Origin of the sequence: Klebsiella sp. MBT K-1 (genome assembly GCF_002556465.1) — a bacterium.
In the GTDB taxonomy this organism is placed as follows: domain Bacteria; phylum Pseudomonadota; class Gammaproteobacteria; order Enterobacterales; family Enterobacteriaceae; genus Klebsiella; species Klebsiella grimontii.
Genome location: NZ_PDEL01000013.1, coordinates 13,621 through 39,772, shown reverse-complemented (window position 1 = coordinate 39,772; position 26,152 = coordinate 13,621). Strand labels below are relative to the sequence as shown.

Here is a 26,152-nt window from a genome sequence, read left to right as displayed (position 1 = left end):
CTTTCCGGGGGAGAGAATCAGGCCAGGTCGGCCATCAGCACCTTGGAGCGGCGCTGATAGTTGTACATCTCTTTTTTGCTTTCCGGCAGCAGGTCGACGTCGACCGGCGTAAATCCGCGCTCCTGGAACCAGTGAATGCTGCGGGTCGTGAGCACAAACAGCTTGCTGAGGCCCATTTGCTTCGCCTGCGCGGCAATACGCTCGAGCAGCACTTCGCCGCGCGATGAGCTGCGGTAATCCGGATGCACCGCCACGCAGGCCATTTCGCCGATCTTCTCTTCCGGGAAAGGATAGAGCGCGGCGCAGGCGATAGTGGTGTTGTCGCGCTGAATAATGGTGAATTTATCGATTTCCATCTCCAGCTGCTCGCGCGAGCGCCGCACCAGAATGCCCTGCTGTTCCAGCGGGCTAATCAGCTCGAGGATGCCGCCGATATCGTTAATGGTGGCGCGGCGGATCTGCTCGGCGCTCTCCATCACTATCTGGGTGCCGATACCGTCGCGTGAGAATAACTCCTGCAGCAGGGTGCCGTTTTCCTGGTAGCTGATCAGGTGGCAGCGACGCACGCCGCTGCGGCAGGCTTTTACCGCGCCGCGCAGGAAGCGCACGGTGCCGGAGCTGTAGTCTTCGTCCGCTTCCATCTCTTCAACCCGCGCCTGGGCTTCGTTGGGGAACAGCTCTGGGACGATCTCGCCATCCTGGTTGTAAACGCCCTGCGATGAGCAGAAGCCAATCATTTTTTCGGCTTTCAGCTTAATCGCCAGCTGGGTGGCAATCTCTTCGGAGGTCAGGTTAAAGCTTTCGCCGGTGACCGACACCGCAACCGGGCCCATCAGCACGATCGCGCCGTTATCCAGCTGGCGGTGAATAGCTTCTTCATCAATGCGGCGAATGCGCCCGCTGTGGCAGTAATCCACGCCGTCATCCACGCCTAACGGCTGCGCGATAATGAAATTGCCGCTGACCACGTTGATGTGGGCGCCCTGCAGCGGCGTATTGTTGAGGCTCATCGACAGGCGCGCGGTAATTTCCAGCTGCAGCATACCCGCCGCCTGCTTAACCAGCTCAAGCGTTTTGGCGTCAGTCACTCGGGTTTGTTTGTGATAAACCGGCTCATGGCGATGCTCCGCCAGGTTGGCGTCAATCTGCGGACGAGCGCCATAGACCACCACCAGGCGAATGCCCAGACTGTGAAGAAGACCAATGTCGTTGACAATACTAGAGAAATTATCATGCTCAATGGCTTCTCCGCCCAGCATGATGACAAACGTTTTACCCCGATGGGCGTTAATATAGGGGACAGAATGGCGGAATCCCTCTACCAGTTCGGTGCGACGTTCCTTCACCATGACACAACCTCAATGCATGATTATTCGTAATTACTGTATTTTTATTCTGTTTTACCGGCAAACGCAAGCCCCAATTTTGGGCGGAGCCAGGAAAAAGGTGTGAGCCAAATCAGGGTGTCAAAGATTGTTTACCCTTTTATTGATGACAGGTTATACGCCTTTCGTTAAAGTTTCCGGTCAATCTGTTTGTTTTCAATACGAATGATTTCTTACTGCTTGGGAGTGGCATGTCGGGATACAAGTCAGGATTAAGCCGCCGCCGTTTTTTACAAGGGGCGGGCGCTATGTGGTTAATGAGTGTGAGCCCGGTTGGCCTGGCTGCCGCGGCGCAGGTGGTTGCCGTACGCGTCTGGCCATCGTCGACCTACACCCGCGTGACCGTGGAGTCCAACCATATCCTGAAATATCGGCAGTTTGCGCTCAGCAATCCTGAACGTCTGGTGGTGGATCTGGAAGGGGTTAATCTCAATTCCGTACTTAAAGGCATGGGGGGGCAGATTCGCGGCGACGACCCCTATATTCAATCCGCCCGCGTGGGGCAGTTCGATCCGCAAACCGTACGCATGGTGTTTGAGCTAAAACAGAACGTGAAACCGCAGCTGTTCGCGCTGGCTCCGGTCGCCGGGTTTAAAGAGCGTCTGGTTATGGACCTCTATCCCGCTAACGCCACCGACGTGCAGGATCCGCTGCTGGCGCTGCTTGAAGATTACAACAAAGGCGATCTTCAGCGGCAGGTTCCGCCGGCGGAGAGCGGGCCGAAACCGGGTAAAGCCGGGCGCGATCGGCCCATTGTTATCATGCTCGATCCCGGCCACGGCGGCGAAGACTCCGGCGCGGTGGGGAAATACCGCACCCGCGAGAAAGACGTGGTGCTGCAGATTGCCCGACGGCTGCGCGCGCTGATCGAGAAAGAGGGTAATATGAAGGTCTATATGACCCGCAACGAGGACGTCTTTATCCCGTTGAAGGTGCGCGTCGCCAAGGCGCAGAAGCAGCGCGCCGACCTGTTTGTCTCTATTCACGCCGATGCCTTTACCAGCCGTCAGCCCAGCGGATCGTCGGTGTTTGCCCTGTCAACCAAAGGGGCCACCAGTACCGCGGCTAAGTATCTGGCGCAGACCCAGAACGCCTCGGATCTGATCGGCGGCGTCAGCAAAAGCGGCGACCGCTACGTCGACCACACAATGTTCGACATGGTGCAGTCGCTGACCATCGCCGACAGCCTGAAGTTCGGCAAGGCGGTGCTGGAAAAGATGGGCAACATTAATAACCTGCACAAGAATCGGGTTGAGCAGGCGGGCTTCGCGGTGCTGAAGGCGCCGGATATTCCATCGATTCTGGTGGAAACCGCGTTTATCAGTAATGTCGAAGAAGAGCGTAAATTGAAAACGGCGAAATTCCAGCAGGAAGTAGCAGAGTCGATTCTGGCAGGGATTAAAGCCTACTTCGCCGACGGCGCGACGCTGGCAAGGCGAGGGTAACGCAACAGGAAAGGTACATGGCTCTACTGAAGAGCGCCCACGGCGGCAATATCCGCGAGGCCGCCGCGCTATTGGGCATCTGTGCGGAACAGCTGCTGGATTTTAGCGCCAATATCAATCCGCTGGGGATGCCGGAAAGCTTAAAGCGCGCCATCATCGACAATATGGCCTGCGCCGAACGCTATCCTGACGTTGAGTATCAGCAGCTGCACCTCGCGCTGGCGGAACACCATCACATCCCCGCCTCGTGGATCCTCGCCGGAAACGGCGAAACCGAAGCGATCTTTACGCTGGTTCAGGGCCTGAAGCCGCGCCAGGCGATGATCGTCACCCCCGGCTTTGCCGAATACCGCCGGGCGCTGCAGTCGGTGGACTGCACGGTGCGGGAGTTTCTGCTACGTGAAGAGGATGGCTGGCAGCTCACCGGGACGATTCTCGACGCTCTGACGCCGGATCTGGACTGTTTGTTTCTCTGCACCCCGAACAACCCAACCGGTCTGCTGCCCGAGCGCCGTCTGCTGGAACTGATTGCTGAACGCTGTAAGTCGCTGGGAATCGCCCTGATTCTCGATGAAGCGTTTATCGATTTTATCCCCGATGAGACAGGATTTATTCCGCTACTGAGCCACAATCCGCACGTGTGGGTGCTGCGTTCGCTGACTAAGTTTTATGCTATTCCCGGTCTGCGCCTTGGGTATCTGGTCAATGGCGATGCGCGGGCGGTAGCGCGAATGCGCGAGCGCCAGATGCCGTGGTCAATCAACGCCTTTGCCGCGCTGGCGGGGGAAATCATTCTCCAGGATAGCGTCTATCAGCAGAAAACCTGGCGGTGGCTGGCGGAAGAGGGGCAGCGCTTTTACCATCAGCTGCGCCACGTTCCCGGTCTGACGGTCTATCCCGGGCAGGCAAATTATCTGTTTCTGCGCTGCGAGGTGCCGGATCTGGATCTGCAATACGCAATGCTGCAACAGCGCATCCTGATCCGCAGCTGCGCCAACTACCCGGGGCTTGACGGGCGCTACTTCCGCGTCGCGATCCGCAGCCAGCAGGAGAATACGCAGCTGCTGACGGCTTTCAGGCGGGTTTTTAACGGGTAGATGTTCCGAGCGTCTGCCGCCATTGTTCGTCTGCAGTTCTTCCCGGTAGCGCTGCGCTGACCGGGCTACGGGTTCACCGTCGTCTGCGGACCGGTAGCCCGGACAGATGCGCAAGCATCGCCTCCGGGGAGGTATGGCTGCGGCAGAGTTAGCGCAGTTCGACGCCGCCCTGCACCATGCGCAGCAGATGCTGCCGGGGCCAGAGCTCGCTAAGCCTCGTTTCCTGCAGCCGCCGCTGCAAATACTCAATATCGTGACGCTGGCGGTCGAGCATCAGGCCGACCACGCTGCCGCTGTGCGCCACGTTAATGCCGTATAAATCGCACTCTTCCACCAGCGCCCGCAGCGTATCAAACCCCGGCTTCGGCAGCAGATGCTGGCTGGCGATGGCGCTAAGCGTCGCCGCCTCGCCCATCCGTCGGGGGTCATTGGTCTGACAGGCCTGCTGAACTTTCTCCCAGGCCTGATGCAGCGCGGCGGAATGGGCGTGCAGCTTTTCAAGACGGGGAAGGCGGTGGTAATCGGTGGTCAGCAGCGTGGCGGGGCTTTCCAGCACCAGCAGATCGAGCTGAGGCTGGCAGCCGCAGGTAATTTGCGTGGCGGCGGTATTGTGATCGAATAGCGTCAACTGGCGGAACAGGGTGCTGTCGGTGGGCTCCAGGGAAACGCAGAGCCGGGCGAGGGTGGTTTCATCCAGCGGATGGCCGAGATGATGCGCGGTGGCCACCGCCGTCGCGGCGATATCCGCGGTGCTGCTGGCCATCCCTTTGGCGACCGGAATCGTGGAGCAAATATCGATCCGAATCTCTTTGCCTAGCTCCGCCGGATAGCGCCAGTAGCCCAGCAGCCGGTCGACCATCGCCCGCGACAGCGGGCGTTCATCTGCGCGAGGCGAACCGTAGTCCACCTCGACGGTGCTGTACCAGTCAACGGGGCAGGAGACCAGCTTCTCGCTGCCGAGGATCCAGCCCTGGATGAGTTCCCCACAGGAGGCGGGGCATTGCGCTACGGCCACATATTCACCTATTGCTCAGGTTTCCAGGGCGCATAGTGTCATGCCGATCCCGCTATTACCATGATTCACCGCAACTTGCCGGGCGGCGAAATCAGGCTGAAACGGTTAAGGTTTCCGCCGCGGGCAGCGCGAGGCGCATCACGTCGCGGGCAATCATCAGCTCTTCATTAGTATTAATGACCGCCACTTTGACCAGCGCATGCTCGGCCTGGATAAAGGTGGCGTTGTGCTGGTTTTTCTCTTCATCGACCGACAGCCCGAGGAAATTCAGGTTATGGCAGATGGCGCTCCTGGCGCGGGCCGAGTTTTCGCCGATGCCGCCGGTAAAAATTAGCGCATCAATTCCGCCCATCTGCATGATATAGCTGCCGATGGTAGCGCGAATGCGCTCGGCAAACAGCGCCAGCGCCAGCGCCGCCCGACGATTACCGCCGTCCGCCGCCTGTTCGACATCGCGATAATCGTGCGAGACGCCGGAAACCCCCAACAGGCCGGATTCGTTATTCAGCAGCTGATTCAGCTGCTCCGGCGTTTGCCCCTCATGCAGCGCCAGCCACGGTAAAATCGACGGATCGATATCGCCGCTGCGGGTGCCCATCATCACCCCGGACTGCGGCGTAAAGCCCATTGAGGTATTCACCGAACGCCCGCCTTTGATTGCGCAAACGCTGCTGCCGTTGCCGAGATGGCAGCACACCACGCGCAGGGCGCTCAGCGGCACGCCCAGCTTTTCCGCCAGCGTCGCGCTGACGTACTTATGGCTGGTGCCGTGGAAGCCGTAGCGGCGAATGCCCAGCTCGCTGTAGTAGCGCCACGGCAGCGGATAGATAAACGCGCGCTCATCCAGCGTCTGGTGAAAAGCGGTATCAAACACCGCTACCGATGGCGTATCGGGCAGCAGCTGGCGGAAAACTTTGATTCCCAGGGCGTTAACCGGGTTATGCAGCGGAGCCAGTTCGGCCAGACGCTCGATTTCCGCTAAGCTTTCATCGGTTACCGGCGTCGAATCTTTAAAGCGCTCGCCGCCGTGCGCCACGCGGTGGCCAACGCCGTCAATATCCTGCAAACTCTCGATAATGCTGTAGCCGAGGAGCTTTTCCAGCAGCAGCGTGACGGCTTCGCGATGATCGGCGATCGGCGCCGACTCCTGCCATTTCTGCGCCGGCGTTTTGAGGGTCACCTGAGCGTTTGCCATGCCGATACGTTCAATCAATCCCTGGCAGAGCGTCTCGCCCTGCGGCATCTCCAGCAGCTGGAATTTTAACGATGAGCTGCCGGCGTTAATGGCCATTATTTTGTAAGACATAAGGGTTCCTTCGAATTCAGAAAATCCAGCACCGCGTCGAGACCCGAATTGTTCAACGCGCTGGTAACAAAAATCTGCCCGGCGCCTGCCTGCGTAAGCCACTCCGCGATGAGCGATATCCGCTGAGGGTCGGCGAGGTCGGCTTTGGTGACCAGGCCAATCGTCGGGCGATTCATCGGGGCGGTAAACCCCGGAGAAAACGGCGACCACTGGGCGTCGGCATTCAGTACCAGCGCGATAACGTCAGCCTCGCAGGCGCTGGTCAGCAGGGCGCTATACAGGCAGCGGTTCTCCAGATATTCCCCCGGCGTATCGATGGCCATCGGCGACCATTCAATGGCCTGGGTTTTCTTATAATGGAGCGCTTCGCCGCGCAGGCTCTGGGTTAGCGAGGTCTTGCCGCACTGACTCGGGCCGATAAACATCAGACGCTTCATCGCGCTACGTCCGGGTTATTGAGCAGGTAGTAAACTGCATCATCTCGCCCAGGGTGCGCGTCACCTGCTTGAGGGCATATTCCACGGCGGAAACGTCGCCGGTCAGCACCACGGCGCCGGTAAAACGGTCGAGAAAACCGATCTCCACCGCGCCGGATTTGGTGGCGATATCGCAGGCGATAATCGACGCCTCGCTGGGTGTAATGGTGAGGATGCCAATGGCGGAAACCGCATCCTGCAGACCGAGCTTCTTAAAGAGATCTTTCCCTGGATTGGCAATCAGGTGCGCGAGGGTGACCTGTTTCCCCGGCACGTACTCCTGAATCATGCGATCCGTTGTCGGCTGTCTTTCCATTATCCCTCCACCATCTGTCGCCACATCGCTTCATGCGGGCGCGGGATCACCGAACGATAAACCAGCAGCCCTTTTTCGCCTGCGCTTTCGCCTGCGCTTTCGCTGGCAACCGTAACCGCGTTATTGACGTCGGAAACGTCGCCCGCCACCACCATGTAGCATTTACCGCCGATGCCGAAGGCCATATGCACCCGCACCAGGGTGACGTTTGAGCCTTTTACCGCCCGATCGGCGGCGCTGATGCAGGCCGCAACGCTCCAGGTTTCAACGATGCCGACCGCCTGGCGCTTGTCCACGCTGTTCAGGCCGCTGATGGCCGGCAGTACGCTGGGGTGAATATTCGCCAGCACCAGGCTGTCGACGAGCATTTCGCCGGCCTGCGACGCGCCGGTTTCAATGGCCTGTTGGATAGCGCCGATATCCCCGCCGAGCATCAGCAAAAACTTACCCGGACAGATAGTCTTGCTGACCAGCAGATTGACGTTGGCGCTTTTCAGCATCGCATCGCCGAGCTCCATTCCTTTGGCAATGCTGGTGAGTTCTAAAATTCCTATAGCCTGAGACATGGTTAACCTCTTACCACCGTGATGGCCTGTTCGCTGATGGCCGCAACCACGCCGTCGATGCTGGCGTGAATCGGCGCGCCTAACGCGCCTGCCGGGATATCGGCAACGCATTGCCCGCGCGTGACGCTTTCTCCCACTGCAACGTTGGCTACCGCGCTGGCGCCGATATGCTGGCGCAGCGGCAACGTTACGGTTTCGACCGCCGGTTCGTCTTCCACCAGCGGCGCCTCCTGATACCAGGGGCTTAACCCCAGTTTGGCGATCAGCCGCTTCACCGGCACCAGGCGATACTTCGCCATCTCATCGGCCGGATAGAGCGGCCCTTCGTAGCGCTGGTTTTGCGCCCGCAGCTCGCGTTTCAGCATCCGGTTGATGCGCATCGGCGAGATCCCCACCGGGCAGGCCACGCTTTCGCAGACGTTGCATTCCGAGCAGGTGAGGGCGCTCAGCAGCAGCTGCGGCGTGGCGGCATGGTGAAAGTTCACCGCCCGCACCAGCAGGTGCGGAGAGAGTTCGTGGCCGATCAGATGTCGCGGGCAGAGATCGGTACACAGTCGGCACTGCTCGCAGACGGTGCGGGCGACGGAAAGTACCGTGCGCTCATCCTGCATCCGCCGCTGAATAAGCGGATGGCTTTTCGGCAGCACCAGCAGGCCGCCGGTGGTTTTGGTCACCGGATTATCGAGAGAGGTAATCAGCCCGCCCATCATCGGGCCGCCGTTAATAAAACCGGGGTCGTCGACCGTCGCGCCGCCCGCCAATGCCAGCACTTCGCGCAGCGGCATGCCGATAGGAACGGTGACGGTCAGCGGCCTGGCGACTGCGCCGTTAACGGTCAGCGTTCGGCGGGTGACCGGAAACTGCTGTTCGACCGCGCGGGCAATGTTAAGGACCGTTTGTACGTTATTGACCACCACGCCAACGCTGGCCGGCAGCGCGGCGGGCGCGACTCTGCGGCCGGTCGCCATCCAGATAGTCAGCACCTCATCGCCCGCCGGATAGACATCCGGCAGAATATGCAGGCGGATACCGGCAGGCAGCAGCGGGGTGAGGGCGTCGATAGCCCGGCGGTACTTCTCTTTCAGGGCGATCACCCCTTCGCGCGCGCCGGTTGCCGTCATTGCGTACTGCACGCCGCGGACAAGGCGCGAAGCCTGCTGCCACATCAGCTGCTGGTCGACCTTGAGCATCGGTTCGCACTCGGCGGCGTTGACCAGGAAAATTTCTACCTGCGCCTGTAGCTTCACGTGGGCGGGAAATCCCGCGCCCCCCGCGCCGACCACGCCCGCCGCGCGAACGCGCTCGCGGATGTCATCGGCGCTCAGGGCCATTTCAACAGCGTTGACGGCGCGACTCATAGCAGTTCCTCCAGCAGTTCCCGAATCTCCTCGGCGCTGGCCGGGCGAGGATTGGTGCGTAGCGTGACGTCAGCCAGCGCGGCCTGCACCATGGCCGGAATACGCGCGGAAAACGCGGTTCGTCCTTCTTTCAGCGCCACCGCCAGCGAAGGCAGCGCGCAGCGTTGCTTGAGTCGTTCGATTTGCTGGATCAGGGCATTGATCGCCGTGACGTCGTTGGCCTCTGCCGGGCAAAATCCACAGGCTTTGGCCAACCGCGCGTAGCGTTTGCCAGCACGGGGAACAGCGGCGTTAAAGCGGATAACCGTGGTTAACAGCAGCGCGTTGGCCAGGCCGTGCGGCAGATGAAACTGTCCGCCAAGCTGGTGGGCGATGGCGTGGTTAAGCCCCAGTCCCGCCTGGCTGAAGGCCATCCCGGCAAGGGTTGAGGCGTTGTGCATTTTCCCGCGCGTCGCCACGCAGTCGCCTTTTTCCACCGCGGTGGGCAGATACTGGAACACCAGTTTGGCGGCTTTTTCCGCCAGCGCGTCGGTAAAGTCGCTGGCGTGCGGAGAGACCCACGCCTCCAGCGCGTGAGTTAACACGTCCATGCCGGTGTTGGCCGTAATCTGCGGCGGCACGCTGACCACCAGTTCCGGGTCAAGGATCGCCATATCCGGGTACAGCGCGTTGTTGAACAGCGGGTACTTGATGCCTTTATCCGGGTCGCTAATCACGCAGGCGCTGGTCACTTCTGAACCGGTACCGCTGGTGGTCGGTATCGCCACGCAGGTTTCGATGCTGATGCCGCTCTGCTGGCTGAACCAGACGATAGCTTTCGCCGCATCCATTGCCGATCCGCCGCCGAAGCCGATGACCACCTGCGGTTGCAGGGCCTGCATTTGCGCAATGCCCTGTACCACGGTGTGGATAGTGGGGTCCGGGGTTATCTCGCTAAAGACGCTAATGCGGTTATCTGCGGGCAACGCGTTGCGCAGGGTCTCCAGCAGCGGCGAGCGCGCAAGAAAGCCATCGCAGATAATCCAGATGTGCTTGTTGGTAAAGCGCTTGAGCGCCGCCAGGCTACCCTGACCGCTGTACAACCGCGTTTGTAGTGAGAAAGTCTTCATCGCGACCTCGGTTAGCGAATGGAAAAGCCGTTGGTCAGCACGCAGCGACGGGAACGGGCAAACGTGCGCGCCGAGGTTGTTCCTTCTCCGGTTGGCGTGGCAATAGTAAAGGTGGTAAAGCCTTCTCCACCGACGCCGATCCCGGCATAAGAGGGGCCGTTCTTAACGAATATCGAGGTTTGCAGAGTGCGGGCCGCGAGGTTCAGGCGCGAGACGTTTTGCGAGTGCATAATGGCGGTATGGTGCAGGCCTTCTTCAACCTTCAGCGCCAGCGCCAGCGCGCTATCGAAATCGCTGACTTTGACCACCGGCAGCATCGGCATCAGCTGTTCGCTGGTGACCCACGGATCGTCAGCGTTGACGATAGCGATCAGCAGGCGCGGCGCTTTCGCCGGAACGGCGATCCCGGCGGCTTCCAGCATCGCCGACGGGCTTTTGCCGACCAGCTTCTTATTGGCCAGGCCTTCAGGCAGGCAGGCGGCGCGGAGTTTATCGGTATCGGCCGGGCTCAGCAGCAGCGCGCCGAAGGCTTGCATTTGTTGCACCAGACGTTCGGCGACGCTCTCCACCACAATCAGGCTCTTCTCGGCAATGCAGGGCAGGTTGTAATCGAACGAGGCGCCGTTGATGATATCCTCCGCCGCTTTGACCAGATCCGCCGTTTCATCGACGATGCAGGGCGGGTTGCCCGCGCCGGCGCCAATCACTTTTTTACCGCTCTTCATGCCCATTGCCACAATGCCGGGGCCGCCGGTAATAGCGAGGACCGCAATGCGCGGATGGGCCATCATCTGCTGGGTGGCTTCAAACGTCGGTTCCGCCACGGTGACCACCAGGTTGCGAATGCCGCAGCAGCGGAAGGCAATCTCTTCAATCAGGCTGATGAGCTTGAGTGAGACCTTTTTCGCCCCCGGATGCGGGCTGAAGTAGACGCTGTTGCCCGCCGCCAGCATGCTGATGCTGTTGTTGATGATGGTCTCCGTTGGGTTGGTGCTCGGCGCGACCGACCCGATTACGCCAAACGGCGAATATTCAAACAGCACCATTCCGCCGTCGCCGGTCAGCGCGGTGGTGGTGAGATCTTCCACGCCGGGGGTGTTGTCCAGCGCAGCCTTGTTTTTCAGGTATTTGTCTTCTTTGTTGCCCATGCCCGTTTCATTGGCGCTCTCTTCCGCCAGCGCGGCCAGCAGCGGCGTCAGCTCCTGGCGCATTGCGCTGATGATGGCGCTGCGGGTTTTCAGCGGGCACTGCTGATAACGTAAGAACGCCTGGTGCGCAGCGTCGATAGCCTCGCTGACGGACTGAAATATCCCTTTGCCCTGCGGCTGCTCCGGCGTTTGCGCCGGGGTTAACTGTTCGCTAAGAATGGTGCGAATAAGGGTTTCGAGTTCAGAAGTATTCATTGATGAGTTCCCACGTTAATGGCCGCGATGGCGGTCCGTGCTATGTCCATGTCCTGCTCAACGCTGCCGCCGCTGATGCCAAGACCCCCGATTAATAAGCCGTCGCGCCACAGGGCGTAACCGCCGCCAAAGGTGACCACTTTTCCCTGCAAATGCGTTTCGAGGCCATAAAGCGCGGCGCCCGGCTGAACCACATCGTTCAGCTCATGGGTCGCCGTTTTCATCGCCACCGCGGTCCAGGCCTTTTTCGGCGCCAGTTCGCTGCTGACCAGCAGGGCGTCCGGCATCCGCCAGGTCACGGTTTCGGTGCCGTGGGCGTCAACGATGCTGATCACCACCGGCACCTGTAGCTGCTGCGCGCGCTCGACGGCGGCGCGGGTGAGCTGGTGTAGATCGTGGAATGAGAGGGCCACGGGCGTCGTCTCCTTGCTGCGGCTCGGCTGGCTGGCGGCCAGATAGCGCCGGCTTATTTCACGGATAAGGTTGTTCTGGTGCGCGTCGCTATCTTCGGCGCGGGCCAGGGCGTACAGGCAGTCTGATAAGCGATTGATGTAGCGCATCAGCACCTGGCGCACGTTGACTTCCGCCGCCAGCTCCACCAGGCGGCGTTCGGCCCGGCGGGCCAGCGTGCGGGCAAAATGCAGGCGGCTCGCGGCTTCGCAGCGGCCGGGTAAAATAAAGCTGTGCAGCGGTTCAACGCGGGCCATGGCCCGATCGATGGCGGCTTCCAGGGCGGAAATCTCTTCGCTGCTGATGTAGCGCTGTTTAGGCGACGACCGTTCGCTGTCGCTGGCCAGCTCGGCGCTAAACCAGAAAATTTGCTGCTGGATGGCCTCGAGCAGGGCGCGGTGGTTTTCATCCGCGGCGGCGCAGGCGCACAGGCTCAGCGCGGCGTTCAGCTCGTCTAGCGTGCCGTAGGCTTCAACCCGCGGGTGGGTTTTGCTCACCCGCTGGCCGGTAAAGAGTGAGGTGGTGCCAGCGTCACCCGTTCGGGTATAAATCGCCATAGTCGCTCCTTAACGTGAAAGCGTATCGACAATGCCGACAACGGCGAGGTCGATGGCCTCGTTTGGCCCGGAAAAAACGTGCCTGGCGCTGGAGCCGCCGCTGAGCAGAACCAGCTCGCCGACGCCTGCGCCGACGGAGTCCACGGCGACTTCATCGCCGGAGGTGGGCGAGGCGGGAAGTTCGCCATCGGCGCTGACCCGCCGCACCAACAGAAGCTTTTTCCCGACCAGGGAAGGCGATTTTTGCGTGGAGACAACCGCGCCCGTGACTCGTGCCAGATGCATGATTTACTCCTGCTTAATTAATTGAATATTCCGCGCGCGCGCCGCGTCGCGCGCCAGGGCGGTCACGAGGCATTTGCGCTGAATAACCAGACGCCCCTGACCCAGCGGCGCGACGTCGCGATAGCTGAGCACCGAACCTGCGTGCAGAACCAGCGGCAGCCCGCGTTCATCGGCAAAGGTCAGCGGCAGGCGAGCCAGTTTTTTAACCGGGATAACCGGCAGCAGCTGGCCGTGCAGGGTGAGCTGCACGCGGATGCCGAAAGCCAGCGCGTCGTGAATATTACGAACGGCGGCATCGTCGGTGTCCGCCTCCGCCAGCTGGTTCAGCAGCGGCAGGTCGACGAGCAGAACGCGCAGCGACGCGTGCTGGCAGAACAGACTCCGGCAGTCGGCATCACGTAGCTGCGCCACGCTCAACGTCGCCGTGCTTTCGGCGCGCCGCTGCAGCCGGGAGACGATCGTCTCCACAATGCGCTGCAGAAGTTCGCCGTTCATCGCGGGCCTACCAGCCGGGCAAAGGCCTGCGGGCTATCGGCTCCAGCGGCGTTAGCCTCATCGGTATCAATGTGCATTTCGAGGCGCATGTCCGGCGAAACGCGAACCGCCACGTTGTTGAGGATCAGCCCGCGCTCGTCGCCTTCAATGGCCACCGACACTCTGTCGCCGTGGGTGACCCGCAGGATCAGCGCATCGAGCGGCGACATATGAATATGCCGTTGTGCGACGATAACCCCTGACGTCAGCTCCAGCTCGCCAAAAGGGCTGACCAGGCGGATGCCCGGCGTGCCCTTCAGGTTGCCGGACATTCTCAGCGGCGCCGCAACGCCCAGGGTTCTGGCATCGGTACGCGAGATTTCCACCTGGCTTACCGAGCGCAGTGGGCCGAGCAGGCGTACATTTTTCAGCTGCCCCTTCGGCCCCACCAGAGTGACGGTTTGCTCCGCGGCGTACTGTCCCGGCTGCAGGAGCGCTTTTTTCTCGCTGATAGGATGGCCGGGGAACAGGCGTTCGTAATCCGCCGCGGACAGATGGATATGACGATTTGAAACCCCCAGCGGGATGGGCCGCAGGCGCATCTCGTCGAGAACTTTACTGACCGTTGATTCCAGAAGCTGTTTATCCATTACGCCTCACCTCGCTTGCCGGGATGAATGCAAAGCGAGCGCGGCTCGCCTTTCTGGCGCGGACATTTCGGGTCCAGACACAGGTTGCAGCTAACCAGCCCCTGTTCCTGCGGGAGCTCTTCTGCTGGCGCTTCAGAAACGACATCCGTCGTTTCTGACTCTTCAGGCTCAGGTTGCATGACGGAGAGCGGGGGCGTCTGCGCGCGCAGGATCCCTTCTCCTGGCCTGGCGATGACTTTGTGGGCCACCAGGCCGTTTCGCTGTTCGGCAAACTGCGCACCGGTGGTGATAGCCGCCTGCACGGAGGCCACATCACCGGTAATTTTAATCACCGTCCAGCCTGAACCATTGGTCTTTTCGAGGGCGACCAGCGTGATAGAAGCGGATTTCGCCATGATATCGGCGCAGCTGATAGCCAGTGCCAGACCACAAACTTCAAGTAATCCCAGTGATTGCTTCACGCGGTGCTCCTTATTCGCCATCAATCAGGCTGATTTCGGTAAAATGGCCTCAACGTCGCTGTGCGGACGCGGGATCACGTGGCAGGATTTCACTTCACCCACCACGCTTGCCGCCGCGCTGCCCGCGTCCACCGCCGCTTTAACCGCGCCGACGTCGCCGCGAACCATCACGGTCACCAGACCCGAGCCAATTTTTTCGTAGCCAACCAGCTGCACGTTGGCGGATTTCACCATGGCGTCGGCGGCTTCAATAGCGCCCACCAACCCTTTTGTTTCAACCAGTCCCAGTGCGTTATTCATTCTGCCGTTCTCCTGTTGCTTAGCGATTCAGATCCCGGAAAGGGATCCCTTTGACCAGCCGTGCCGCGTTATTTCCGGTGTTACGATGGGCCTGACTGTCCTGATGATGCATCAGCGTAAAAAGCGGCGCCGATGCGGGTAAATTCTTGTAGTGCACGACCAGCGTATGGCGGTCGCAGGCGATGCCCACCAGCAGCGGCGAGCTGCGCGCCGCCTGCCAGGCACTGTCCACGACTTCTCCGGCCGGATGATGCTGGAGCAGGAAAGGGATGCCTTCCTCTTCAATGCCCAGCAGCACTTCGCGCCACAGGCCGTCGCAGCCGGCGATGGCGGTAATGACGATGGCCGGGGCGCTGTGATTACTGTCCATGCGCGAACTCCTTGTGCCAGGAGAGAATCAGCCCGGTGGCCACCGCGTTTCTCGGGCCTTCGCTGCCGCGAATATTTCCGCGCCCGGCAACCAGGCGGTAGTGCGCCAGCGCATCGGTGACCAGCTGCGGGACTTCGAAATCCAGCGACGAACCGCCCACCAGCACCACGAACGGAATATCGCGAATGTTGCCGGTGGGGCTGACCTGACGCAGCGCGCGCAGGGCGTTGGTGACAAAGACCCGCTCTTTGGCGCTACGGCGAATGGCACGCACTTTTTCCAGCGCTAAGTCGCCGGGCAGCGGCACCAGTTCGTCCGGCTTTACCACGCAGACGCGGGCGAAGACGGCCGGGGGCAGCGGCGTAGAGAAAAACTGCACGCTGCCGTCCTCGTGGCGCAAATGGAACAGGCTTTCCACCTTAGCCAGCGGGAACTTCTTGATCTCTTCCGCCAGATAGCGGTCCTCCAGCCCCAGCTCACGGGCAATGATCATCGTCACCATATCACCTGCTCCGGCGAGGTGGGTGGCGATGATTTCGCCTTTAGGGTTGATGATGGAGGCATCGGTGGAGCCCGCGCCGAGGTCGAGGATCGCCAGCGGTCGGGTGGTGCCCGGCGTGGTCAGCGCGCCCAGGATGGCGGCTTCGGCCTCGGCGCCGCCGATCTGCACGTCGATATTGAGCTTCTGCTCAATCTCGCGGGCGATCATCGCCATCTGCAGGCGATCCGATTTCACCATCGAGGCGATGCCGACGGCCTGCTCCAGCGAGAACTCCCCAGCCAGTCCGCCGGTGACGCTCACCGGTACCGAGGTATCGACGGCCAGCAGATCCTGAATGAAAATCTCGCTGCTCGGCTTGTTGGTCAGCTCGGCCATGGTCTGGCGCACGTGCTCCAGCATGCCGCCGATATTGGTGCCGGACTCACCGGTGACGTTATCGAGCCTGCCGCAGCCGTCGACCGCTTTCATGATGGCCTCGGCTCCGGCGGCGACATCCACGCGCACGCTGCGCCCCTGGGCCAGCAGTTCCAGATTTCCCGCAGGTATGGCGCGCGCTTTAACGTCGCCCGATGGCGTTTTGACCACCACGGCGGAACGATTGCCAATCAGCGCCCGGGCCATCGGGACGATGTTTTTGGTCTCCTCGGCGTTGAGGTTGAATACGGTGGCGATACCGTAAGGGTTGGAGAGGGTTTCGATAACCTTCCCCGGGACGGCGACCTCAATCGCCGCCAGCATTCCCAGCGGAATGCGGTCGATGTACAGCACTTCGTCAACGATCGGCAGCGGTTTTTCCAGCCGGTTGCTGACCAGCACGCCATCGTCGCGTTGCAAAATGACGCCGGTAATCTGATACCCGGCGCGCAGGGAGGCGTTGATAACGTTCGCGATATCGGCAAAATCGAAGGCCGATGACACCACCAGGATATAGGGGGCCTCCGCCGGGCGGATTAACAGCTCCTGCGGCGTAATAGTGATGCCAACGCCAAGCCCCACGCCGCCGGGCGTTTTCGGGTTATGGCCGATCATGGTCGACTCGGTGATGATGGTTTCGGTAATGGTTTCCATCGCCACATCGCCAATCACCGGCGTGGCTTCGTTAATGCGAATGAGCGAAATATCGCCGACGCCGATCCCGGCGCGCTTTGCCACGAGGGCAAGCGCTTCCTGGATCCCGAACACGTTACGCAACGTGCCTTTGATCCCGGTGGTTTCCGCCAACGCGCTATGCGTAATCGTCAGCGCGCCAGCCTCATCCAGAGTCGCCAGGGCGACTTCCGTCGATGAGTTGCCGATATCAATGCCAGCTATATATCGCATCACCGCCCCCTGTAGTTAATCGTCGCCTTTGAGTTTTTTACGCTCGACGTACAGCGTGGCCGCTTCGCGAACGAAAGCTGCGCAAATCTTCGCCTGATAGCGGCTTTCGAGATCGTCGGCGATAGCGAGCAGCTCCTCTTTCGTTGAACGGTAGGGGCGAAGGGCGTTGTAGATTTCAAGAATGCGATCGTCCGGTACCGCGGTCAGCTCGGCGGCGCGTTCGAAGTTCATCGCCAGCCGGTCGCGGCCCGCGTCTTTGGCGATCGACGCCTGTAAGCGCAGGGTTTCCGGGGTAATACGCATATCCTGAGCGGTGACTTTATTGCTCAGCACGTTTTCCAGCGTAAAGTCGTCCAGCGTTTTATTGGTGGCGGTTTTCACCCATTCCGGGTGCTTGTTCGCCAGCGGGTAGTCGCTGACCCTGGCGCTACGGGATGCGCCGCCAGCCGCCGGAGCCGCCGCTGGCGCCTCGCCCTGCAGGCTGTTCATGCGGCTCAATACGTCGCGAACCATCGATTCAATTGCGTCGGTATTCATGGAGTTATCCTTTATCAAAGCGCCACGCGCAGTTCCTGCGGGTTTTTACCCGTCACCACGTACTTGGTCTCTTTAATGTGCAAAATGGCCGATTTCGCCTGGTACTTCGGCCGCGCCATCTGGTCATTCAGCGTCGGGACCGGCTGCGGCGATTCGCGTTTCGCATAGCGGGCGGCGTTCTTACCAATCTGACGGTAGGTGTCCAGGGTCAGCAGCGGCGCCTGTGGGAACAGCTCCAGGTTGGAGAGCGGCGGCAGCCCCTGCTGGTGGATAACCGTTGTGCCTTTCGACTGGATGCCGATAGAGATGCCGGAGCCGCTCAGGCGATTGCCCTCAACGGCGACGAAGGCCACGTCGGAGGATTTAAAGCAGCGAATCACGCGCGCTTTAATGCCTTCTTCTTCAATACCGGCAATCACTTCGCGCAGAATGCTTTTGTGCGGGATGCCGACGATATTGACGGTCTGCGCCAGGCCGAACGCCGGGCCGACGGCGATAATCACTTCGTCCTGCTGGGTTCCCTGGCGTGCTTCGCCCACTTCGGTCAGGAAACCGTCGCCAGCAGGCGCAGCGGAGGCCGCCGGCGCATTAAACGAGACCGGTTTATCGCTGCCCTTCATTTCGCTAAGCACGTCTTCAATTATCTGGCGCAGCAATTTTTCATTAATTTCCATTTCTCACCCCTTAATCAATCTCGTTGGGATCAAGAGCGCCAGGGATGTTTTTAATCTCTTCCCAGCGTTCGCCCTGCAGGCGATAGCCCGTTGCCGGACCGGCATAATCGTTAATGTCGTTGACGGCTGACAGCACCTGTCCGTCGCCGACGATAATCGCGGAGGTATGCAGATAGTCCCCGGTCAGCTTGGCCTTCTGGATGTTGAGCATGTCCTGGGCCACGTCGGTAAACCCGCCCTGCGCCAGCGCTTTCACCACTTCCAGACCGTTGCGGTTTTGATTGATGATTTCCTGGGCGAACTTGATGTCTTCGACGATATTGCGCTCCGGCATATCTTTCGAACCGTGGGCGTAGGTCGCGGCTTCAACTTCTTCATCGGTAATCGGCGGCAGCCCCATTCCGGCAAACACGGCCTGCAACGCGCGGGCGGCTTTGTTACGGATGGCGATGACGTCCTCTTCACGCACCGGACGCAGACCGCCGTCCACCTTCAGGTCGCGCTGGATAACGTTGTAGTCGTCAAAGTCTTCGGCATCTTCGTTGGAGCCAGCGAACATGTTGTCGTAGTTCGGCACCGCGGAATAACCGGAAGAGATGAAGTCGGTTCCCGGCAGGAACTGCATCAGCAGACGTGCGGTGCGACGCATATCGGAGTGGGTAAAGGTCTGGTCGTTACTGGAGGCGCATTCCAGATCCAGCGACGAGCAGATCAGGTTTTCCGCCAGCACCGCGCGAATGCCTGACGGCACCGCGGACGGCACGCCGATGCAGCTTACCGAGCCGTTTTGCAGCCCCTGAACGCCGGCGGCTTTGGTGATGTAGATGCAGCGCGCTTCCAGATAAAGCATGGATTTGCCTTCGGCGTAGCCCATCTGCACTTCCGAGCCGGAGCCGGAGGTGAAACGCATTTTCAGGCCGCGAGAGGCGTAGGACGAGGCCAGGAAGCCCTTCGACCACGGCGTGTCGTCGCCATCGGTAAAGACCGGCTCGGTGCCGTAGACGGAGATGGTTTCGGCGTAGCAGGTATGGCCCAGCATGCCGAGCTTCAGCTCGGTGGCTTCTTCCAGCGAGCACTGAGTCAGCACGCCCGGACGGCCTACCTGCGAGCCCACCAGCAGCGCGATGGCGTTGAACGGCGCATAGCGCGCTACCGCAACGGTGGTTTCCTGTTCGTCAAATCCGCGCCATGCGCCTTCGGCGGCATCGGCGGCAATTTGTACCGGGTTATCTTTGACGTTGGTGACGTGGGCCTGCTGGGACGGGGTGCGGCGGGCGCGCATTTTCTGCATCGCCATCATCATCTCGACCACGTTCATATGCGAAACCACTTCGACGATTTTCGCCGGCGTCATCGCGGTGGTCAGCGGGACGATTTCGCTGCGTTTGACGTTCGGATCGCACAGCATATTGGCCAGCTTGACCGAATCCATCGCCATCACTTCTTCAGCGCGGTTCAGATTGATGCCGTAGCGGGCGATAAAGTGGTCGATCAGGTCGAATTCGCTTACCGGTTTCCCGTCCAGCTCGGTTACCGCGCCGTTAACGATTTTAATCGACGGTTTCGGGTCGTTCGGGCTTTCCATTGCGATAAAGCCTTCTTCGATCCACTCCTTAACGAAGCCGTCCTGATTCACAGGGCGTTTCGCCAGTGCTTCAAATCTTTTCGATCTCATGAATCAGCCTCGTGGGTATCAGATGTAGGACGGGCGATCGTTTTTCGGTTCAGCACCGAGGGTCGCAAGAACGGTTTTGCCGATTTCGCGCGCCGAGATGACCGCCTGGCGGACCGCGCCGGAGTCGCCGGAAATCACCAGAATGGCTTCGTTACTGAAGCTGGTGCCGTGCGCCGGGGAGCTATAGGCCACGACTTCAACGTTGGCTGACTTCAGCGCGGTATCGGCCATCAGCACGCCAACGGAGGCCGGAGCGCCAACGATGATGCCGCAGGCGCGGCCAATCGGCGCGCCGAACGCTTTTTCCAGGGCGTAGCTGGCGCGAGCGGTGTACTGCAGCTCGATATGCCCGGCTTCGTTGCCGTAAACATCGCCGAAGGTGCGGTCGAGCTCTTTCAGCGCGACTTCGATACCGCGCTTAACGTCGGAAACGTCGTTGCCGCCTAAAATAATCAGCGAACCGTGGCCCGCGCCGCCTTTGGTATCGCGCGGAAGCTCAATGCTGACCACTTCGGTGTTGGTGGCCTTCACCGCTTCATCCGCCGCCATAATGTGCGGGCCAGCGCCGGTGCGGGCGCCGAGAATGCCGATGGAGCGATAGCGTTTTTCCAGCTTCATCGCGTCCAGCAGGGCGGTATCGACGTTGGCGATCACCAGGCCCAGGGTGTCGCCAATGGCGGTCCCGACAAATTCCGTTAAACTGCAGCTTTTTTCTGCCATAGCCGTCTCTCGTATTGGATGGTTTTCAGTAGGGATGGCCTGTTGTTCCGGCGTTGCCACACGGGCAATCACCTGAGCCATGATCTGTTCAACCAGCTCATTGCTGCTCATTGGCTAATTCCCTTCGGTAAGATTTTTTCTACATCGGTGTGAGGGCGTGGGATGACGTGTACGGCTTTCACTTCTCCCACGTTACGTGCGGCGGCGGCACCGGCATCGGTGGCCGCTTTTACCGCGCCAACGTCGCCGCGCACGATGACGGTGACCAGCCCGGAGCCAATCTTTTCATAGCCCACTAACATCACATTGGCTGACTTCACCATTGCATCAGCGGCCTCTATGGCTGCGGTTAAGCCTTTGGTTTCTACCATTCCTAGTGCTTCTTGTTGCATAAAGACCTCGCATGGAGTGTTCCGATAGTTGGGACTATAAGAAGATGCGAGGAAAAAGAATGGCTGACTTGAATTTGATGATGAAAAAATAGTGGGTGTTGGATAATATAAAATTGTCGTTTATAAATTTAATATGATGATTTTATTATCTATTTTTATTTTATCTTATGTGATTATCTTGTTTTGTATATTCCATATTTACAAATTTGTTCATGACGGATTAAATTTTATCTGCTATGCGAGGAAAACGAATTTGTGATGTTTGTTGGAAAAAGAGGAGTTGGTTTTAGCAATATTTTTGCATGCCAAAGGGACCGGTTAATTACAGAATCTACGCGTCAGCGTAGCTTTCCCGGCTTATTCCATGACAATAATTTGTTATTGATGCCCGAATTTTCCGGGGCCGCCGTCGGCAGGTTGCCAACAATTTGTGGAGCGGAGTTCATATAGTGATGCTCGTTGTACTCTACTGCCAGCAGGAGGTTGGCTGGTCAGGACACGAACTCTGCTAAGAAGGTGTCACCATGAATGATTCGTTAAAAGCGCAATGTACCGCCGAGTTTCTGGGCACCGGGCTATTTTTGTTTTTCGGCATCGGCTGCCTGAGCGCGTTGAAAGTGGCGGGCGCGAGCCTCGGGCTATGGGAAATATGCATTATCTGGGGGCTGGGGATCTCGCTTGCCGTCTATCTGACGTCGGGAATATCCGGCGGCCATCTCAACCCGGCGGTGACCGTGGCGTTATGGCTATTTGCCTGCTTTCCCGGACGTAAAGTTTTCCCCTATATCGTTTCACAGGTCGCAGGCGCCTTTGGCGGCGCGGTGCTGGCCTATGTGCTGTACAGCACTATGTTTACCGAGTTTGAATCCGCCCACCATATCGCTCGCGGCAGCGTAGAGAGCCTGCAGCTGGCGAGTATTTTCAGCACCTACCCGGCGGCGTCGCTGAGCATCTGGCACGCGGCGCTGGTTGAAGTGGTGATCACCTCCATGCTGATGGGGATGATTATGGCGCTGACCGACGACGGCAACGGCGTACCGAAAGGGCCGCTGGCCCCGCTGCTGATCGGCCTGCTGGTGGCGGTGATTGGCGCCTCAACCGGGCCGCTGACCGGCTTCGCGATGAATCCGGCGCGTGATTTTGGACCGAAGCTGTTTACTTGGATGGCGGGCTGGGGCGATATCGCGATGACCGGCGGAAGGGATATTCCGTATTTTATCGTACCGATTATTGCGCCGCTGATCGGCGCCTGCCTCGGCGCGGCGATCTATCGTTATCTGATCGGGAATAACTTACCGTGTAATACCTGTAAATTAGAGGATTAATGTATCGGCTGAAATAGCTAAAAAATTTCATGAACCGGTATCACGAACTGGCCAAAAACGTCTCCCACGGATGGGAGACTTTTGCTATCGTAATATTCTTTTATCGTTGGCGGTAAATGATGATGAAAGGAAGTGAATATTAAAGAAATGTTTTATTTATAACAAAAAATTAACTGAGAGGTTTTATCATGATTTCTGCGAGCACACTGAACTCAGAACTCATTAATAAAATCGCACAGGATTTTGCGCAGGCCACCAGTCTGGCGGTTGTGGTTGTCAATATTCACGGTGATGAAATATCCGAACTGTTTAATTTCACCCCTTTCTGCCAGCTGATGCGCCAGCATCCCCAGCACAGCACCCGCTGCCGAATGAGCGACCGCTGCGGAGGCCTCGAGGCCTCGAAAACCGATGCGCTCTGTATCTACCGCTGCCACGCCGGGTTAACCGATTTTTCCATTCCGCTGGTTATCGCCGGACACCTTGTGGGCTTCGTGCTTTGTGGCCAGGTGCGCTTAAGCAATGACGTTGAGCTGGTGGATATCCTCAACGTCGACGACCGCTGGCAGGCTGACCCCGAGCTGCTTAAAGCGTTCCGCGACGTGCCGGAGATGGACTACTCAAGAGTGATTGCCTCTGCGGATTTACTGAAGCTGATCGTCGAGAACTGCCTGAAAAAGCAGCTTAATTTTGTAGTGATTAAAGACAATCCGCAGCAGCCTGAACCCGCGCGCGCCAGCCGGGCGGTGAGTCCTCACGACAGTAAAATGAAGAAGGCGCTGCGCTACATTGACGCCCATTTATCCGACGAGCTGCGCCTGGAAGACGTCGCCGCCCACGTTTATCTCAGCCCCTACTATTTCAGTAAGCTGTTCAAAAAATATCAGGGAATCGGCTTTAACGCGTGGGTGAACCATCAGCGGATGGTGAGCGCCAAAGAGCTGCTTTGCCACAGCGACTGGAGCATCGCCAGCATCGCGCGAAATTTAGGATTTTCGCAAACCAGCTATTTTTGCAAAGTTTTTCGCCAGGCTTATCAGGTGACTCCGCAGGCCTATCGCCAGCAAATTAACGCCAGATCACAAACTGAGTCAATTTAAATGACAATATTTTGTTATTGCCGATTTTTGATATGTCCGCGTATCTGGCTCATTATAAAATGAAAATATCTCATTCAGAGCAATAAATTGTCATAGCGCAACAAAATAATAATGAGTGAGCGATAAGCTGCACCAGTTTTTATTTATTTGATGGGATAGAGTGATACCTGAAACGATTTTCAGAGCGCCATCGGCGTAATGAAGCATCCTTTGCAAACGACGGGAGTCATCCAGCTTCCGTAAGATGTACATGAAAGCATTCGAGCCGGGCAGTCCCGCTCGAATCACGACGGACTAAACCGACAGGCGCCAGGGAAGGGGGTGTGAATCCCCCGCAGCCCCCGCTGCTGTGATGCTGACGAACCCATATTTAGCCACTGATCCGCTTACCGGATTGGGAAGGATGGGGGAGGACGACGCTAAGCCAGAAGACCTGCCTGTCGGTAATAATCAACAACTTCGGTGGGAAGTGGGTTGCTCAGATGCGTACAGTCGAAAGACTGGGAATGCACGCAGCCCTACCACCCGGCACAGGATCGGGGTATGGCAGCCAGGCAGCACGCATTTATTCTCGCAGGTACCGGCAGCGGTTGTGGTAAAACCACCGTTACGCTTGGCCTGCTCAGCCTGTTGAAGCAGCGCGGCATGCGGGTGCAGCCGTACAAAGTCGGCCCGGACTACCTCGACACCGGCTGGCACACCGCCGTCAGCGGCGTCGCTTCACGCAACCTCGACGGCTTTATGCTCCCGGAACCGGTGCTGAACGCGCTGTTTTGCGAACGGATGCAGCGGGCGGATATCGCGGTTATTGAAGGCGTAATGGGGCTGTATGACGGCTTCGGCGCCGACCCCGGCTACTGCAGCACCGCCGCGATGGCCAAACAGCTCGGCTGTCCGGTTATTCTGCTAGTGGATGGCAAAGCGGTTTCCACCTCTATCGCCGCCACGGTGATGGGATTTCAGCACTTCGACCCCAGCCTGAACATCGCGGGCGTTATCGTCAATCGCGTCAACAGCGAAACCCATTATCAGCTTCTCAAAGGCGCCATTGAACGCTACTGCGGGCTGCCGGTGCTCGGCTACGTACCGCGAGTGGAAGGGGTGGCGTTACCCGAACGCCATCTGGGGCTGGTTACCGCCCGCGAGTCGCTGGTGAACCAGCAGCCGTGGCGCGATTTTGCCCACATGCTGGCGCAAACCCTGGATATTGAAAGACTTCTTACCCTCAGCCAGCTCAGTTCATTACCCGCCGGGGAGTGGCCGCCGCTGCCGCGCTCTGATGCTGGCGCAGGCCTGACGCTGGCGCTGGCCGACGACGAAGCCTTCAACTTTTACTACCCGGATAACCTCACGCTGCTGGAGCGCTGCGGGGTGAATATCGTGCGCTTCAGCCCGCTGCACGATAGCGAGCTTCCTCCGTGCCAGATGATTTGGCTCGGCGGCGGCTATCCGGAAATTCACGCCGCCGCGCTGGCGGCCAATACGCCGATGCTGGCGCAGCTGCAGGAGGCGCACCGACGTGGCGTGGCGATTTACGCCGAATGCGGCGGTCTGATGTATCTCGGCAGCACCCTTGAAGATGCCAGCGGTGAGATCTATCCAATGGCCAACCTTATTCCCGGCCATAGCAAAATGGGCAAACGGCTGACCCGCTTTGGCTACTGCGAGGCGCGGGCGATGCGGCAAACTCTGCTGGCGGCGCCCGGCGAAACCCTGCGCGGGCACGAGTTTCACTACTCGGATTTTACCCCCGAGTCCCCGGCGGTCCTGGCCTGCCGCAAAGTCCGCGACGGCATCACCCTTCAGCAGTGGTCGGGCGGCTGGCAGGTGGGCAACACGTTCGCCAGCTATCTGCACCTGCACTTTGCGCAGCGTCCCATGATGCTTAACCACTGGCTGGCTGCGGCAAGGAGCGCGCTATGACGCTGCTGGCCTGGGGCGTTGCCTGGCTCCTTGATTTTATTATCGGCGATCCGCAGAGCTGGCCGCACCCGGTGCGTTGGATTGGTAACCTGATCGCCGCCGTTCAGCGCGGCGTGCGCCGCTACTGTCACAGCGATGTGGCCCTGCGCCTCGGCGGCGCGGTGATGTGGCTGGTGGTGGTCGGGCTGACGTGGGGCGTCTCCTGGGGCGTGCTGACCCTGGCGCAGGCGGTCCATCCGTGGCTTGGCTGGCTGGTTGAAGTATGGATGATTTTCACCGTGCTGGCCGGACGCTGTCTGGCGCAGTCGGCGCGGGACGTAGAGCATCCGCTGCGCGCGGGCGATCTGGCGGAGAGCCGTATCAAACTCTCCTGGATTGTCGGGCGCGATACGTCGCAGCTTGAAGCGCGGCAGATTAACCGCGCGGTGGTGGAGACGGTGGCGGAGAACACCGTCGACGGCATTATCGCGCCGCTCTTCTTTCTGCTGCTGGGCGGCGCGCCGCTGGCGATGGCCTATAAAGCGGTCAATACCCTGGACTCGATGGTTGGCTATAAGCACGAAAAATATCGCGCGATCGGTATGGTCAGCGCCCGCCTCGATGATGTCGCCAACTTTATCCCCGCGCGCCTGAGCTGGCTGCTTATTAGCCTCGCCGCTCTCCTCTGCGGTGAAGCGGGCGGCCGCGCGCTGCGCATCGGCTGGCGCGACCGCTACAACCACAGCAGCCCGAACTGCGGCTGGTCGGAAGCGGCGGTCGCCGGGGCGCTCGGCATCCGGCTTGGCGGCCCTAACGATTATTTTGGTCAGCGCGTGGAGAAGCCGTGGATCGGCGACGCGACGCGCGATATTTCCGTAGACGATATTCCCCGAACGATTCGACTGATGTGGGTGTCTTCGACCCTGGCGCTGGCGCTGTTTATGGCGGTCCGGTACTGGCTGGTCGGCGCAGCCTGAGGACA

General features: G+C 59.5%; 28 protein-coding genes and 1 riboswitch. Of the genes, 6 read left to right on the top strand and 22 right to left on the bottom strand.

All coding sequences use genetic code 11. From position 1 onward, the window contains the following. Nucleotides 1-17: 17 nt before the first annotated feature. Entirely contained in the window at nt 18-1,349 is a 1,332-nt protein-coding gene (argA, locus tag CMQ96_RS19570) for an amino-acid N-acetyltransferase (RefSeq protein WP_004105227.1), read from the bottom strand. 227 nt (nt 1,350-1,576) lie between these two features. Between argA and amiC the strand changes: the two genes are divergently transcribed. After that, on the top strand, nt 1,577-2,830 hold the full coding sequence (gene amiC, locus CMQ96_RS19565; RefSeq protein WP_004124560.1) for an N-acetylmuramoyl-L-alanine amidase AmiC: 1,254 nt from the start codon (nt 1,577-1,579) through the stop codon (nt 2,828-2,830). A gap of 17 nt (nt 2,831-2,847) precedes the next feature. Further along, nucleotides 2,848-3,927, top strand: a complete 1,080-nt coding sequence (cobD, locus tag CMQ96_RS19560; protein WP_049087293.1) for a threonine-phosphate decarboxylase CobD — start codon at nt 2,848-2,850, stop codon at nt 3,925-3,927. Nucleotides 3,928-4,075: 148 nt separating this feature from the next. Here the strand turns inward: cobD and CMQ96_RS19555 are convergent, their stop codons facing one another. The 21 genes from CMQ96_RS19555 to pduA form a co-directional block, all read right to left on the bottom strand. Beyond that, nucleotides 4,076-4,942, bottom strand: a complete 867-nt coding sequence (locus CMQ96_RS19555) for an L-threonine kinase (protein WP_004133635.1) — start codon at nt 4,940-4,942, stop codon at nt 4,076-4,078. A gap of 91 nt (nt 4,943-5,033) precedes the next feature. Beyond that, complete coding sequence (locus tag CMQ96_RS19550) at nt 5,034-6,248, bottom strand: acetate/propionate family kinase (protein ID WP_049087292.1); 1,215 nt, start codon at nt 6,246-6,248, stop codon at nt 5,034-5,036. Next, nucleotides 6,233-6,685 carry a propanediol utilization protein PduV gene (pduV, locus tag CMQ96_RS19545; RefSeq protein ID WP_049087291.1) on the bottom strand — a complete coding sequence of 151 codons (453 nt, stop codon included), beginning with the start codon at nt 6,683-6,685 and terminating at the stop codon, nt 6,233-6,235. Before pduV ends, CMQ96_RS19550 begins: the two co-directional genes overlap by 16 nt. Nucleotides 6,686-6,689: 4 nt before the next feature. Next, on the bottom strand, nt 6,690-7,040 hold the full coding sequence (gene pduU, locus CMQ96_RS19540; RefSeq protein ID WP_000441103.1) for a propanediol utilization microcompartment protein PduU: 351 nt from the start codon (nt 7,038-7,040) through the stop codon (nt 6,690-6,692). After that, the gene (pduT, locus tag CMQ96_RS19535) at nt 7,040-7,606 is read right to left on the bottom strand and encodes a propanediol utilization microcompartment protein PduT (RefSeq protein WP_098067193.1); all 567 of its coding nucleotides are present in this window, start codon (nt 7,604-7,606) and stop codon (nt 7,040-7,042) included. The genes pduU and pduT overlap by 1 nt, the downstream gene beginning before the upstream one ends. A gap of 2 nt (nt 7,607-7,608) precedes the next feature. Next, nucleotides 7,609-8,964 (bottom strand): cobalamin reductase PduS, encoded by a 1,356-nt coding sequence (gene pduS, locus CMQ96_RS19530; protein WP_024358541.1) that lies wholly within the window; start codon nt 8,962-8,964, stop codon nt 7,609-7,611. After that, nucleotides 8,961-10,073, bottom strand: coding sequence for a 1-propanol dehydrogenase PduQ (gene pduQ / locus CMQ96_RS19525; protein ID WP_024358540.1), 1,113 nt, complete (start codon nt 10,071-10,073; stop codon nt 8,961-8,963). The genes pduS and pduQ overlap by 4 nt, the downstream gene beginning before the upstream one ends. Before the next feature lie 11 nt (nt 10,074-10,084). After that, complete coding sequence (pduP, locus tag CMQ96_RS19520; RefSeq protein WP_004133639.1) at nt 10,085-11,476, bottom strand: CoA-acylating propionaldehyde dehydrogenase PduP; 1,392 nt, start codon at nt 11,474-11,476, stop codon at nt 10,085-10,087. Continuing rightward, complete coding sequence (gene pduO / locus CMQ96_RS19515; protein ID WP_098067192.1) at nt 11,473-12,483, bottom strand: two-domain cob(I)yrinic acid a,c-diamide adenosyltransferase PduO; 1,011 nt, start codon at nt 12,481-12,483, stop codon at nt 11,473-11,475. Before pduO ends, pduP begins: the two co-directional genes overlap by 4 nt. A gap of 9 nt (nt 12,484-12,492) precedes the next feature. Next, nucleotides 12,493-12,768: a propanediol utilization microcompartment protein PduN gene (gene pduN / locus CMQ96_RS19510; RefSeq protein WP_004133641.1), complete on the bottom strand. Its 276-nt coding sequence runs from the start codon at nt 12,766-12,768 to the stop codon at nt 12,493-12,495. 3 nt (nt 12,769-12,771) lie between these two features. Beyond that, the gene (gene pduM / locus CMQ96_RS19505) at nt 12,772-13,263 is read right to left on the bottom strand and encodes a microcompartment protein PduM (RefSeq protein WP_024358538.1); all 492 of its coding nucleotides are present in this window, start codon (nt 13,261-13,263) and stop codon (nt 12,772-12,774) included. Then, the gene (locus CMQ96_RS19500) at nt 13,260-13,892 is read right to left on the bottom strand and encodes a phosphate propanoyltransferase (RefSeq protein WP_098067191.1); all 633 of its coding nucleotides are present in this window, start codon (nt 13,890-13,892) and stop codon (nt 13,260-13,262) included. The genes pduM and CMQ96_RS19500 overlap by 4 nt, the downstream gene beginning before the upstream one ends. Beyond that, nucleotides 13,892-14,374, bottom strand: a complete 483-nt coding sequence (locus CMQ96_RS19495; protein WP_098067190.1) for a BMC domain-containing protein — start codon at nt 14,372-14,374, stop codon at nt 13,892-13,894. The genes CMQ96_RS19500 and CMQ96_RS19495 overlap by 1 nt, the downstream gene beginning before the upstream one ends. A 3-nt stretch (nt 14,375-14,377) precedes the next feature. After that, the gene (pduJ, locus tag CMQ96_RS19490; protein ID WP_001057755.1) at nt 14,378-14,653 is read right to left on the bottom strand and encodes a propanediol utilization microcompartment protein PduJ; all 276 of its coding nucleotides are present in this window, start codon (nt 14,651-14,653) and stop codon (nt 14,378-14,380) included. Between the two features lie 19 nt (nt 14,654-14,672). Beyond that, nucleotides 14,673-15,023, bottom strand: a complete 351-nt coding sequence (gene pduH / locus CMQ96_RS19485) for a propanediol dehydratase reactivase beta subunit PduH (RefSeq protein ID WP_029669736.1) — start codon at nt 15,021-15,023, stop codon at nt 14,673-14,675. Further along, complete coding sequence (gene pduG / locus CMQ96_RS19480) at nt 15,013-16,845, bottom strand: propanediol dehydratase reactivase alpha subunit PduG (protein WP_098067189.1); 1,833 nt, start codon at nt 16,843-16,845, stop codon at nt 15,013-15,015. Before pduG ends, pduH begins: the two co-directional genes overlap by 11 nt. Nucleotides 16,846-16,860: 15 nt before the next feature. Continuing rightward, the gene (gene pduE / locus CMQ96_RS19475) at nt 16,861-17,382 is read right to left on the bottom strand and encodes a propanediol dehydratase small subunit PduE (protein WP_004133648.1); all 522 of its coding nucleotides are present in this window, start codon (nt 17,380-17,382) and stop codon (nt 16,861-16,863) included. A 14-nt stretch (nt 17,383-17,396) separates the two neighbouring features. Next, nucleotides 17,397-18,056 carry a propanediol dehydratase medium subunit PduD gene (gene pduD, locus CMQ96_RS19470; protein WP_004124509.1) on the bottom strand — a complete coding sequence of 220 codons (660 nt, stop codon included), beginning with the start codon at nt 18,054-18,056 and terminating at the stop codon, nt 17,397-17,399. A 10-nt stretch (nt 18,057-18,066) separates the two neighbouring features. Next, nucleotides 18,067-19,731, bottom strand: coding sequence for a propanediol dehydratase large subunit PduC (gene pduC, locus CMQ96_RS19465; RefSeq protein WP_024358534.1), 1,665 nt, complete (start codon nt 19,729-19,731; stop codon nt 18,067-18,069). 18 nt (nt 19,732-19,749) lie between these two features. Further along, nucleotides 19,750-20,562 (bottom strand): propanediol utilization microcompartment protein PduB, encoded by an 813-nt coding sequence (gene pduB, locus CMQ96_RS19460; protein WP_004133650.1) that lies wholly within the window; start codon nt 20,560-20,562, stop codon nt 19,750-19,752. Further along, nucleotides 20,559-20,843, bottom strand: a complete 285-nt coding sequence (gene pduA, locus CMQ96_RS19455; protein WP_001183618.1) for a propanediol utilization microcompartment protein PduA — start codon at nt 20,841-20,843, stop codon at nt 20,559-20,561. The genes pduB and pduA overlap by 4 nt, the downstream gene beginning before the upstream one ends. Before the next feature lie 524 nt (nt 20,844-21,367). Here pduA and pduF point away from each other — a divergent pair. The 4 genes from pduF to cbiB all read left to right on the top strand — a co-directional run bounded on the left by pduF (nt 21,368) and on the right by cbiB (nt 26,147). Then, a complete protein-coding gene (gene pduF, locus CMQ96_RS19450) occupies nt 21,368-22,168 on the top strand; it encodes a propanediol diffusion facilitator PduF (protein ID WP_004105118.1) in 801 nt (266 codons plus the stop codon). A gap of 188 nt (nt 22,169-22,356) precedes the next feature. Then, the gene (gene pocR / locus CMQ96_RS19445; protein WP_004133653.1) at nt 22,357-23,268 is read left to right on the top strand and encodes a regulatory protein PocR; all 912 of its coding nucleotides are present in this window, start codon (nt 22,357-22,359) and stop codon (nt 23,266-23,268) included. A gap of 287 nt (nt 23,269-23,555) precedes the next feature. Next, a riboswitch (cobalamin riboswitch) is annotated at nt 23,556-23,724 on the top strand. Between the two features lie 87 nt (nt 23,725-23,811). Continuing rightward, a complete protein-coding gene (locus tag CMQ96_RS19440; protein WP_049090118.1) occupies nt 23,812-25,191 on the top strand; it encodes a cobyrinate a,c-diamide synthase in 1,380 nt (459 codons plus the stop codon). Then, on the top strand, nt 25,188-26,147 hold the full coding sequence (gene cbiB, locus CMQ96_RS19435; RefSeq protein ID WP_004133656.1) for an adenosylcobinamide-phosphate synthase CbiB: 960 nt from the start codon (nt 25,188-25,190) through the stop codon (nt 26,145-26,147). The genes CMQ96_RS19440 and cbiB overlap by 4 nt, the downstream gene beginning before the upstream one ends. Nucleotides 26,148-26,152: the final 5 nt, after the last annotated feature.